Origin of the sequence: Pseudomonas sp. Marseille-P9899 (assembly GCF_903166565.1) — a bacterium.
Classification (GTDB): domain Bacteria; phylum Pseudomonadota; class Gammaproteobacteria; order Pseudomonadales; family Pseudomonadaceae; genus Aquipseudomonas; species Aquipseudomonas huaxiensis.
The window spans coordinates 165,601-177,722 of sequence record NZ_CAESCG010000011.1; the positions used below are offsets into that span (position 1 = coordinate 165,601).

The 12,122-nt window shown below is 59.7% G+C and carries 9 protein-coding genes and 2 tRNA genes; 9 read left to right on the forward strand and 2 right to left on the reverse strand.

Features of this window, described 5'->3' with window-relative positions:
• Window positions 1-78 precede the first annotated feature (78 nt).
• From HWV67_RS30800 to HWV67_RS30810, 3 genes are all read left to right on the forward strand, one after another.
• Window positions 79-3,192, forward strand: a complete 3,114-nt coding sequence (locus HWV67_RS30800; protein ID WP_175653957.1) for a TonB-dependent receptor domain-containing protein — start codon at window positions 79-81, stop codon at window positions 3,190-3,192.
• A 199-nt stretch (window positions 3,193-3,391) separates the two neighbouring features.
• On the forward strand, window positions 3,392-4,075 hold the full coding sequence (locus HWV67_RS30805; protein ID WP_256680246.1) for a Slam-dependent surface lipoprotein: 684 nt from the start codon (window positions 3,392-3,394) through the stop codon (window positions 4,073-4,075).
• 75 nt (window positions 4,076-4,150) lie between these two features.
• Window positions 4,151-5,644 carry a surface lipoprotein assembly modifier gene (locus HWV67_RS30810; RefSeq protein WP_175653959.1) on the forward strand — a complete coding sequence of 498 codons (1,494 nt, stop codon included), beginning with the start codon at window positions 4,151-4,153 and terminating at the stop codon, window positions 5,642-5,644.
• A gap of 219 nt (window positions 5,645-5,863) precedes the next feature.
• Here the strand turns inward: HWV67_RS30810 and HWV67_RS30815 are convergent.
• Together HWV67_RS30815 and HWV67_RS30820 are read right to left on the reverse strand one after the other, a co-directional pair.
• A tRNA-Leu gene (locus HWV67_RS30815) sits at window positions 5,864-5,950 on the reverse strand.
• A gap of 83 nt (window positions 5,951-6,033) precedes the next feature.
• Window positions 6,034-6,120: transfer RNA gene (locus tag HWV67_RS30820), tRNA-Leu, on the reverse strand.
• Between the two features lie 270 nt (window positions 6,121-6,390).
• Between HWV67_RS30820 and rnr the strand changes: the two genes are divergently transcribed.
• From rnr to rplI, 6 genes are all read left to right on the forward strand, one after another.
• Window positions 6,391-8,970, forward strand: a complete 2,580-nt coding sequence (rnr, locus tag HWV67_RS30825; protein ID WP_175653960.1) for a ribonuclease R — start codon at window positions 6,391-6,393, stop codon at window positions 8,968-8,970.
• Window positions 8,967-9,713 (forward strand): 23S rRNA (guanosine(2251)-2'-O)-methyltransferase RlmB, encoded by a 747-nt coding sequence (gene rlmB, locus HWV67_RS30830; RefSeq protein WP_110973294.1) that lies wholly within the window; start codon window positions 8,967-8,969, stop codon window positions 9,711-9,713. The genes rnr and rlmB overlap by 4 nt, the downstream gene beginning before the upstream one ends.
• A gap of 284 nt (window positions 9,714-9,997) precedes the next feature.
• Window positions 9,998-10,423, forward strand: coding sequence for a 30S ribosomal protein S6 (gene rpsF / locus HWV67_RS30835; RefSeq protein WP_095155973.1), 426 nt, complete (start codon window positions 9,998-10,000; stop codon window positions 10,421-10,423).
• 28 nt (window positions 10,424-10,451) lie between these two features.
• Window positions 10,452-10,682, forward strand: a complete 231-nt coding sequence (gene rpsR / locus HWV67_RS30840; RefSeq protein ID WP_003171373.1) for a 30S ribosomal protein S18 — start codon at window positions 10,452-10,454, stop codon at window positions 10,680-10,682.
• Window positions 10,683-10,718: 36 nt separating this feature from the next.
• Complete coding sequence (locus HWV67_RS30845) at window positions 10,719-11,618, forward strand: hypothetical protein (protein WP_095155974.1); 900 nt, start codon at window positions 10,719-10,721, stop codon at window positions 11,616-11,618.
• A 21-nt stretch (window positions 11,619-11,639) separates the two neighbouring features.
• Window positions 11,640-12,086 carry a 50S ribosomal protein L9 gene (rplI, locus tag HWV67_RS30850; RefSeq protein ID WP_095155975.1) on the forward strand — a complete coding sequence of 149 codons (447 nt, stop codon included), beginning with the start codon at window positions 11,640-11,642 and terminating at the stop codon, window positions 12,084-12,086.
• Window positions 12,087-12,122: the final 36 nt, after the last annotated feature.

The window sequence follows — 12,122 nt, forward strand, 5'->3', positions numbered from 1 at the left end:
CGGTAGTATCACCTCGCCGCCGCAGAGTGGCCATGTATCTGCCATCTACCACCGACAATGACAACGACAGGTTTCGCCATGCTCTCGCCCGTACCCACGCCTTCGTCCCTGCCACTCAAGCCTCTGGTCTGGTCGATCACCCTGGCGCTTTCCAGCGCCGCCGTCTTTGCCGAAGAGCAGACCTCGGTACCGAACATGGGGCCGGTGGAGATCGAACTGCCTGCTGGTTATGAGGAAGCGATGAGCAAGCCGGGGACTTCGCAGCGCGGATTGCAGGTGCTCGAAGCGCAGGAAGTGAAGGGCGAGTGGGAGGAGAAGGACGAGAAGGGCCACAGCGATGTCTACCGCAAGGACGTTTCCAGCGTGTACGCCGGCAAGGAAGACATCGAGCGCTACAAGGGGGCCAACGCGGCAGACCTGTTCAAAGGACTGAACGGTGTCTACAGCGGGGAATCGCGTAACAGCGGTGCGCTGGACCCGAACATCCGCGGTATTCAGGGCGAAGGCCGGATTCCGGTCACCGTCGATGGCACCGAGCAAGCCACTTCGGTATGGCTAGGGTCGGCCGGGGTTTCCAACCGCAACTATGTCGATCCCAACATGATTGGCAGCATCTCGGTGGAAAAAGGGCCTTCGATGACGCCGGGGGTCAAGAGTGGCATCGGCGGCTCCGTGGAGATCCGCACCCTGGACGCCGAAGACATCGTCAAGCCGGGTGAAAGCTACGGCCTGGAGATCAAGACCGAAACCGCCAGCAACGCCGTGGCACCCAACGAAACGGGCATGAACAACCTCGGGCGGGACTACCGCGATATCGAGGGCGCCTATGTTTCGGGGCAGTACGTCTACTTCGCCAATGGCGGCGGCGCGATGTACACCCCCCATGAATCGTCGCGTGCCAACGACTTCGACTTCGAAGACAACGCCTTTCGCATCGCCGCCGCCACCCGCCAGGAAAATTTCGACCTGCTGGCCGCCTACAGCTACCGCAAGAAAGGCAACTACTACAGTGGCAAGCAGGGCAGCGAGCGCTACGAAACCGAGAGCTGGTACGACAAGGCCCAGGCGGCGGGGCAGAACTCGCCTGTCATCGGCGACACGACCGGCAACTACCTGGCCAGCTTCTACAAGCCGGGCGCCGAGGTGTCCGGCACTTCCAACGAAATGCGCACGACCCTGCTCAAGGGCACCTTCTACCTGTCGGATGAGCAGACCCTGAAGCTGAGCTACATGCACAGCGATCTGGAGTTCGGCGAAACCATGCCGTACCTGATCAACGAAACCACCAAACTGGTGGAGGCGGGCAGCAATATCGGCTTCCAGTTGCCGTACAGCGAAGTCGACCAGGACACCGTGTCGCTGACCTACAACTGGAATCCCGAGGACAACCGCTGGGTCAACATGCAGGCCGGCTTCTGGCTGACCCAGAGCGACGCCAAGCGCTACCAGAACGGCGAGCAGGTGTTCTCCATCGAAGACGCCACCTTGAGCGACAAGGCCTGGGACAACTACGTGCGCTGCAAGTACAACCGCACCCCGTGCAATGGCCAGACCGCCATGCCGGAAAAACTGCCCAACACCGATGGCCGCTACACCCTGTTCTCCCGCGCCCTGCAGATGACCGATCACGACCGCTGGGGGGTGAACATCTCCAACCGCATGGAGTTGAGCGATGTCTGGGCGCTGACCCTGTCGGGCGACTTCAGCAAGGAAAAGCTCAAGCAGACCGACAACGCCAGCGACGATATCGGCAGTACCTACATCTTCGCCTCCAACTACCTGGGGCCGCGCGGTGGCCGCCGCGAGCAATACAACTTCACCTTCAACAACGAGTGGGCCGCCACCTCGTGGCTGACGTTCAACGCTGGCGCCCGCTACAGCGACTACAGCTCGTTCGACACGACGCTGGATGAGTACAGGAAGGAACAGGCAACGGGGTGGGATACCAAGTCGGCGATTGTTGCCAAGCAGTACAGCTATTCACGGATGCTGACGGATGAGGAGAACCAGGCGTATGTGAATGGAGCCAGGGCAGAAGTCGAGAGTTGGGGGCTGGATGAAGAGACGACGCAAGAGCTCATCAGCGACTATCTGTTGGAAGGTCTGATCAATGGCGTGCGCTACGTCTCGGAAAAAGTGGATATTCCCACCGATGGTCAGCGTCTGGTGAGTTCGGCGAACCCCTTCACCAACGGCACGATCAATCTCGGTGAGCAGGTTGAAAATGCTCAGGGAACAGGCACCACTGCCCCTCGCTACATTGCGGGGAGAGATATGGGGCTGCCGATCCACCAGCAGCCCACTGAAGCGGAGCGTTGGGCTAAACCGAAGAAGCGCAAGGACAGCGCATGGGCTCCCATGGCAGGCGTGACATTGCATGTCACGGATAACGCACGGGTATATGCGCGCTACACCGAGTTTGTACGTTTTCCCACTCTTTACGAAGAAGCGCAGACTTTTTCCGCCACAGGTATCGGCCTGATTCAGAGCTCACCGAGGCCGGAACATGCCTATAACTGGGAGTTCGGTTATGTCCATGACCTGCGCTCCCTGGTTCCAGACTGGCGTAATGCCGACTTCCGCATCAATTACTACAAGAATGAAATTCACGACTACATAGATCGGGACTTCTCTTACAACATTATTCAATACGACAAGAAAATTCTTTCGGGTATCGAGCTGCAGACACGATTTGACACCGGGCGCTACTACTCGAACTTCGGCATCAGCTATCGCCTCGACCAGAAACTCTGCGACAAGGACATGGCCAACACCCTGGATCCTTATTACGGCAAGGCAGTCAACGAGTGCGTCACCGGTGGTTTCCCGACCACGTTCTCCCGCACCAGCCTGCAGCCGAAGTACTCCATCAACCTGGACAGCGGGGTACGCCTGTTCAACGACAAGCTCGAGATTGGCGGGCGCATGGTTTACCACAGCAGCGCCAAGAACAAGGAAGAGCAGAAGTGGATCGACCAGGGACTCAACTTCGTCCAGGGCGTCAACCAGCCATATGAGTGGCACCCCATCTGGGTCTTCGATAGTTACGCCACGTTGCATGTCAACGAGCATATTGATGTTGATTTCGGTGTGAACAACATAACCAACCGTTACTACCTCGATCCTCTTTCGCGCACAGTGATGCCTGCCCCGGGTCGCACACTGAAAATGGGTTTGACTGCACGGTTCTAGATTTTTTGCTGTTTTCGTAAAAACAGTGTTGTTCCAAACTTATGACAAGGAGATTGTTGTGAAAAAACTGTTTGCACTTACTGCGTTGTCCCTGGCTACTTCCGGTGCATTTGCCGCTACTGTCAGTGGTGGCTCTTCCTCGGCTTATGTTCAGGCTGCGCCTTCGAACATGATGGCTGTGGGCACGGCAGGTATTGCCATGCCAACCGCAACAGGTGGCACCGCCAATACTGCGGCGGTGGTCAGCTTCAAGGCCGGTCCGATCGCTCAGACCAACGCGCTGCTGAGCGGTTATGGCACCACTTCGGCGCACATCGTCAACCCGCTGAACGGCGTGACTACCTCGGAAACCTGGAAGAACCTGGTGACCTACAACACCGAGGTCTATGCCTATCGTCAGATCGCTGCACCTTCTCCGGGCTATCCGCAGTTCGGTGGCGAAGTGATCGCCAAGGTTTCGGGTTCCGAGGTGTACTTCGGTGAATGGGCTCCAGCCAAGACCGGCACCCAGCCAACCAACAGCACTGATCTGAACCTGTCCAGCACTGACCGCACCGTTTGGTTCGTGGGTGAAAATCCGACCACCAGCATGCCGACCCTGGTCAACGCCAAGTACAACGTGGTCGGCATCAACCAGTACAACCCGGGCACCGGCGCAGGTGTCACCTCGGGCGTGCTGACCGCCAACTACGGTTCTGGCAGCGGCACCCTGACCGGTACTGTGGGTTCGCTCAGCTTCGCCGGTACGACCATCGCCTCGAACGGCTCGTTCGCCCGTGGCACCAACATCCAAGGCCAGTTCTACGGCGCCAACGCCGAGGCCCTGGCAGGTATCTACACCACTACCACCACCAAAGTCGCCTTCGGCGGCGCCAAGCAGTAACACCCGCGTGTCATTGGAGGAGGGAGCTTCGGCTCCCCCTTCCGACCTCTTTCTTTCTGTCCCGGAACGATCACCATGCTGCCGTCCATGCGGGGGCGCGTTGCCCTGCTGTGTTTCTCTGCCCTGTGTTCCACCGCGCTGCTGGCCGACGATGACGACACCCGTCTGCTGCTGAACAAGATCGACCGCACCGCCGAGGCGCGCGAGCGGGCCAATCTTGGCGCGCCGGATCCGGCCGAGAACGATGCTTCGCTGATCACCATCGAGGGGCAGACCTACAACGTACAGAACACCCTCGAAGACCTGGGGCCGGCCATCTACGTCTCCATCAACCTGCAGCAGTGGGGCAAGGTGCGCCAGTTTGTCGAGCGCTACCGCCAACTGCCTGATCATGAACCGGCACTGGTTGAAATGGCCGAGGGGCTGATCGCCCGCAGCGACCGCCAGTACAAGCAGGCCATCGCACATCTGCGCAGGGCCGATGAGCTGCAGCCAGGTTTCGTCCGTGCTCGCCTGGAATTGGCGCGCACGCTGTTCGAAGACAATCAGACCCGTGAAGCTGAAGCGCTGTTTCGCGAGGTCGCCGCTACCGATGTGCCCGAGCAGGTCCTGAGTGTGCTGGGCGAGTATCACAAGGGCATCGACCTGCGCCGCGAATGGCATGGATCGGCGTCGCTGGGCTTCGGTTACAACAGCAACATCAACCAGGGCAATGGCATGACCACCAGCACTCAGGTCTGCACGATCTTCTTCGAGTGCTTCGACTACAGCCGGCAGATGCCCAAGCCAATCACGTCATCCAGCCTGGTCTATGACATGGCCGCCGAGCGCCGTTTCCAGATCGCCGGCAACCACCATCTGATGGTGCGCGGCCTCAGCTACGGCAACACCTACGACAAGCATGGCGATGACGGAGAAACAAAGACCTGGTACGACGACAACACCTCGGTGCTGTACGCCGGCTACAGCTTCCAGAGCGCGCTGAACGATGTGTCGCTCACGCCGCTGTTCGAGAATTACTACAACGACCATCACACCAAGTACCAGGCCAGCGGCGTGCGCGGGGAGTGGAAGCACAATCTGACCAACCGGCTGCAGGTCGGCCTGCAGGCCCAGCACAAGCACTTCCGCTTCCAGGGCGAACAGCGCGAGTACTTCGATGATTACGACGAACGTCAGATCGGTACGTCGCTGTCGTACATGCTCGATCCGCGCACCCTGGTATTCGGCGGCGTCACCTACACCCGGCGTAGCCAGGACGCCGATACCGCCAGCAATCGCGAGTACATGGGCAGCCTGGGTGCGTATCACAGCTTCGACCTAGGGGTGAACTTGAGCGTGGTCGGCTTGTACCGCACCACCCGCTACGACGCGCCGGACGTTTTTCTCGGCGGCCTGCGCAAGGACCGTCAGCAGATCTACATCGCCAACCTGAGCATGCCGCGTTTCGCGTTCGCCGGGGTGGTGCCGAATCTCTACATGAAACGCACGGTCACCGACAGCAGCATCGACTGGGCCTATGCCTACCGGCAGACCGAAGTAGCACTGAAATTCGAGAAGACATTTTAGGCTCTGCATGAAAAGCCTTGATACTCGGTGATGCTGCGTTGAAAACAGCCTCGGAATGCTCATTTACAACCCGTAAACTCCGCTTCCTCGGCTGTTTTCGCCTTGCCTGACCTTCGTCTCAAGGCTTTTCATACAGAGCCTGGGGAGGAGGGGCCTCGGCGAGATCCGAGGCCAAATCGCAGGCATAAAAAAACCCGCTTTCGCGGGTTTCTTTGAATATGGTGCCCAGAAGAAGACTCGAACTTCCACGACCGTAAGGTCACCAGCACCTGAAGCTGGCGTGTCTACCAATTTCACCATCTGGGCAAATTTGAAGCAGTTGTAACAAAAACAGTCTAGCGTATTGCTTAATCTCAGACACGTTATGAAGCTATCTGAAACTTGAAATATGGTGCCCAGAAGAAGACTCGAACTTCCACGACCGTAAGGTCACCAGCACCTGAAGCTGGCGTGTCTACCAATTTCACCATCTGGGCATTTCGTTGATTTCGCTTCGATGCTTCACATCGTGCGGCTTCTCAACTATAACGACGGTCTCCGTCGCTGTGGTGCGCACTATACGGATGGCTCCAAGGGCTGTAAAGCCCCGGTTTGAAAAAAATCTTAAAAGATTCAAGCCGTTGGTCTTCCACAGCGAACAGCGCATTCTGGGGCCGGTCCCAACGGGGCTGTCCAAGGTTGAAATTTCCGGTTTCAATACGGCTATGCCAAACTAACCCTTATATAGACAAGGTGAACCCCTCCTAATGGCCGATTGGCAGTCCCTCGATCCCGAGGCCGCTCGTGAAGCGGAAAAATACGAAAACCCCATCCCTAGCCGTGAGCTGATCCTCCAGCACCTCGCCGAACGAGGCTCGCCCGCTGCGCGCGAGCAGCTGGTCGAGGAACTCGGCTTGCATACCGAGGAACAGATCGAGGCCCTGCGCCGTCGTCTTCGGGCGATGGAGCGTGACGGCCAGCTTATCTACACCCGGCGTGGCACCTATGCCCCGGTGGACAAGCTCGACCTGATCCTCGGCCGTATTTCCGGACACCGCGACGGTTTCGGTTTCCTGATTCCCGATGACGGCTCCGAAGACCTGTTCCTCAGCCCCGCGCAGATGCGCCTGGTGTTCGACGGCGACCGCGCCCTGGCCCGTGTTTCCGGTGTCGACCGCCGTGGCCGCCGCGAAGGCGTGGTTGTCGAGGTCATTTCCCGCGCCCACGAGAGCATCGTTGGCCGCTACTTCGAAGAAGGCGGCATCGGCTTCGTTACCCCCGACAATCCGAAGGTCCAGCAGGAAGTGCTGGTCACCCCGGGCCGCAGCGGCGGCGCGCGTGTCGGTCAGTTCGTCGAGGTGAAGATCACCCACTGGCCAACCCCGCGCTTCCAGCCTCAGGGCGACGTTGTCGAAGTCATCGGCAACTATATGGCTCCCGGCATGGAAATCGACGTTGCCCTGCGCAGCTACGATATCCCGCACGTCTGGCCCGAAGCGGTCGTTAAAGAAGCGCGCAAGCTCAAGCCTGAAGTCGAAGAGAAGGACAAGGAAAAGCGCATCGACCTGCGCCACCTGCCGTTCGTCACCATCGATGGTGAAGATGCCCGCGACTTCGATGACGCCGTTTATTGCGAAAGCCTCGGCAAACTGCGGCTGTTCTCCGGTGGCTGGCGCCTGTACGTCGCCATCGCCGACGTGTCCAGCTATGTCCGCCTCGGTTCGGCGCTGGATGCCGAAGCCCAGGTGCGTGGCAACTCGGTGTATTTCCCCGAGCGCGTTGTGCCGATGCTCCCCGAAGAGCTTTCCAACGGCCTCTGCTCGCTGAACCCGCACGTTGATCGCCTAGCCATGGTCTGTGAAATGACCATCAACAAATCCGGGCAGATGGTCGATTACCAGTTCTACGAAGCGGTGATCCACTCCCATGCCCGCCTGACCTACAACAAGGTCAGCAGCATGCTGGAGCACGCCCGCACCCGCGAAGGCCGTGCCCTGCGCGAGGAATACAGTGGCGTGGTGCCGCACCTGAAACAGCTTTATGCGCTGTACAAGGTGTTGCTGGATGCCCGTCATGCCCGCGGTGCGATCGACTTCGAAACCCAGGAAACCCGGATCATCTTCGGCTCCGAGCGCAAGATCGCGGAAATCCGCCCGACCGTGCGCAACGACGCCCACAAGCTGATCGAGGAATGCATGCTGGCGGCCAACGTCGCCACCGCCGAGTTCCTCAAGAAGCACGAGATTCCGGCCCTGTACCGCGTCCACGACGGTCCGCCGCCGGAGCGCCTGGAAAAACTGCGCGCCTTCCTCGGTGAGCTGGGCCTTTCCCTGCACAAGGGCAAGGACGGTCCGTCGCCGAAGGACTACCAGGCACTGCTGGCCAGCATCGCCGGCCGCCCGGACTTCCACCTGATCCAGACCGTCATGCTGCGCTCGCTGAGCCAGGCGGTGTACAGCGCCGACAACAACGGCCACTTCGGCCTGAATTACGAGGCGTACACCCACTTCACCTCGCCGATTCGCCGCTACCCCGACCTGCTGACCCACCGGGCCATCCGCAGCGTGATCCGTTCCCGCCAGGACACCCCGCACGTCAAGCGCGCCGGTGCGATGAGCATTCCCAAGGCGCGGATCTACCCGTACGACGAAAACACCCTCGAGCAACTGGGCGAACAGTGCTCGATGAGCGAGCGGCGCGCCGACGAGGCGACCCGTGACGTGGTCAACTGGCTCAAGTGCGAGTACATGAAAGACCGCGTGGGCGAGTCGTTCCCGGGTGTGATCACCGCGGTGACCGGTTTCGGCCTGTTCGTCGAGCTGACCGACATCTATGTCGAAGGCATGGTGCATGTCAGCGCGCTGCCGGGTGATTACTACCACTTCGATCCGGTCCATCACCGCCTCACCGGCGAGCGTACCGGTCGCACCTTCCGTCTCGGCGATACCGTCGAAGTGCGGGTGATGCGCGTCGATCTTGAGCAACGCAAGATCGACTTCGAAATGGCCGAGAACACCCTGAATGCGCCGATCGGCCGCAAACAGCGTCAGACCGCGCCCGAAGCTACCGGCAAGGCACCTGCTGCGGCTAAAGAGCAGCCGGCACCTCGCGCCAAGAAAGCCAAGAACGAAACCGCCGAAGCCTATTTCCCTTCCCATGCCGCGGCGAAAAACGCCGAAGTGCGCAAGAGCCGGGAAATGAAGAAGGCCCTGCTGGCCGACGCCAAGCAGGCGCATGCCAGCGGCAAGCCGGCGGGCAAATCCGGCAAGACCGAGAAACCGACCAAACACCGCAAGGGACCGCCCAAAGCCGGTTCCACCTCGCGTAAACCCAAAGGCAAGTCATGAGTCAGTTGGAAAAGATCTACGGCGTGCATGCCGTGGAAGCGCTGTTGCGGCATCACCCCAAGCGGGTCAAGCAAATCTGGCTGTCCGAGGGTCGTAGCGAGCCTCGGATCCAGGCGCTGCTGGCACTGGCCGCCGACAACCGCGTTGCGGTCGGCCAGGCCGAACGCCGCGAGCTGGATGCCTGGGTCGAAGGTGTTCACCAGGGCGTGGTCGCTGAAGTCAGCCCAAGCCAGGTCTGGGGCGAGGCGATGCTCGAAGAACTGCTGGAGCGTACCGAAACGGTTCCGCTGCTGCTGGTTCTCGATGGCGTCACCGACCCGCACAACCTCGGTGCCTGCCTGCGTACCGCCGATGCTGCCGGTGCGCTGGCGGTCATCGTGCCGAAGGACAAGTCGGCGACACTTACCGCGGCCGTGCGTAAAGTTGCCTGTGGCGCTGCTGAAGTGATGCCGCTGGTGGCCGTGACCAATCTGGCGCGAACCCTGGAGAAACTCCAGCAACGTGGCCTGTGGGTGGTCGGCACTGCTGGCGAAGCTGAGCAGGAGTTGTATCAGCAGGACATGACCGGGCCTACCGTGCTGGTCATGGGTGCGGAAGGCAAGGGCATGCGCCGCCTGACCCGCGAGCACTGCGATTTCCTGGTCAAGCTGCCGATGGCAGGCAGCGTCAGCAGCCTGAACGTATCGGTCGCTACTGGCGTCTGCCTGTTCGAGGCTGTTCGTCAGCGTAAAGCCGGCAAATAACCCGCAGCCCCTCCCTGTAGGAGCGAGCTCGCTCGCGATAGGCCAAATTAGAGGGCCTTCGCGAGCAAGCTCGCTCCTACAGTTGTATTTGAGATCGCCGGTTATCGGCACTGCTCAATATTTCACCAATCACCTTGCTTGTCCCTCGGCGCTTCTCTACAATTGCGCCCCTTGCCGTGTTGGCAGGCGCGCATGTGCCTCTTTCCAAGGCAAGACATACAAGTGTCATTCACTCCTTGTCTGACCGCCATTTGTCGGCAGACTACAACCCGTAAGGAGCATTCATGCGTCATTACGAAATCATCTTTCTGGTCCACCCGGACCAGAGCGAGCAAGTCGGCGGCATGGTTGAGCGTTACACCAAGCTGATCGAAGAAGACGGCGGCAAGATCCACCGTCTGGAAGACTGGGGCCGTCGTCAACTGGCCTACGCAATCAACAATGTTCACAAGGCTCACTACGTGATGCTGAACGTTGAGTGCACCGGCAAGGCCCTGGCCGAGCTGGAAGACAACTTCCGCTACAACGATGCCGTGATCCGTAACCTGGTCATCCGTCGCGACGAAGCCGTTACCGGCCAGTCCGAGATGCTCAAGGCTGAAGAAAACCGCAGTGAGCGCCGTGAGCGTCGCGATCGTCCTGAGCATTCTGACAGCGCCGAAGGCGATGACAGCAATGACAGCGACAACAGCGATAACGCTGACGAGTAATCCACGGACCTTTTGAGGAGCCTATTACATGGCACGTTTCTTCCGTCGTCGTAAATTCTGCCGCTTCACTGCTGAAGAAGTGAAAGAGATCGATTACAAAGATCTCAACACCCTGAAAGCTTATGTATCTGAAACCGGCAAGATCGTTCCAAGCCGTATCACTGGTACCAAAGCTCGTTATCAGCGTCAGCTGGCTACCGCTATCAAGCGTGCCCGCTTCCTGGCCCTGCTGGCCTACACCGACAGCCACGGCCGCTGAGACCGGGTCGTCGACAAGTAGCAAAGGATAAATTGCATGCGTGCCCTGGCTGATTTCATCATGCGCGGTCGCGTGCAGGCCACTCTCGTAGTGGTCGGTTGTGCGGCATTGCCGCTGTTGTTTTGGTTGAGTGCCGCCGCCGGGAGCCTGATCTTCCTGCGGCGCGGTTTCAAGGACGCCTCCGGTGTCCTTGCCTGGGCATTGCTGCCGGCGTTGGCCTGGTGGTTTTTCGGTGAGCCGCGCACCTTGATGGTGTTGCTTGGCACGCTGGGTCTGGCTGCGCTGTTGCGCGCCGGGCAGTCCTGGAATCGGGTGCTGTTGTTCAGCATCGCCCTGGGCCTGGTGTATGGCGTCGCTCTGGGTTCGGTGTTCCGTGAACCGATCGAGTCGCTTGCGCAGGGGATCGCCAAGATCCTCCCGCAGATGCTCGAGGGGATCTACCAGCAGTTGAAGGTAGAAGAACGGGCCCGACTGGAGGGACTGATCGCACCAGTGCTCACCGGCCTGATTGCGGCATTGTTGCAAGCTGTCAGTGTGCTGGCCCTGATGTTGGGTCGCTACTGGCAAGCAGCGTTGTATAACCCGGGAGGCTTCGGTCGCGAGTTTCGCGCCGTGAGACTGCCGCTGGCGGTGGCGTTGGGGCTGCTGGTGATCATTCTGGTAGGGCCGAATTTCGGTACCGAACTGGCGATGTTGACACCGCTTTGCACCATCCCGCTGCTCTTCGCCGGACTGGCCGTGATTCACGGCCTGGTGGCGCAGAAACGACTGGCGAAGTTCTGGCTGGTCGGGTTGTACGTGACACTGCTGCTGTTCATGCAGCTGATTTATCCGTTGCTCGTGGTCCTGGCCATTGTCGACAGCCTGATTGATTTTCGCGGACGCGGGGCGTCCCCAAGTGACGCCGACAACGGCTCCGCGAACGGTGAAGGTTAAAAGTTAAGAGGTTATTACCAAATGGAACTGATCCTGCTGGAAAAAGTCGCCAACCTGGGCAACCTGGGCGACAAAGTTAAAGTTAAGTCGGGTTACGGCCGTAACTTCCTGCTGCCATTCGGCAAGGCTGTCGCCGCTACCGCTACCAACCTGGCCGCGTTCGAAGAACGTCGCGCTGAGCTGGAAAAAGCTGCTGCTGACAAGAAAGCTTCGGCTGAAACCCGCGCTGCCCAACTGGCCGAGCTGGAAGTGACCATCACTGCCACCGCTGGCGACGAAGGCAAGCTGTTCGGTTCGATCGGCACCCACGACATCGCTGACGCCCTGACCGCCTCTGGCGTTGAAGTGGCCAAAGCTGAAGTTCGTCTGCCAAACGGCACCATCCGTAACGTCGGCGAATACGACGTTGCCGTGCACCTGCACAGCGACGTTGAAGCCACTGTTCGCGTGGTCGTCGTCGCAGCCTAAGCTGTATCGACCTGCTGGCCCCCTCGGGGTCAGTTG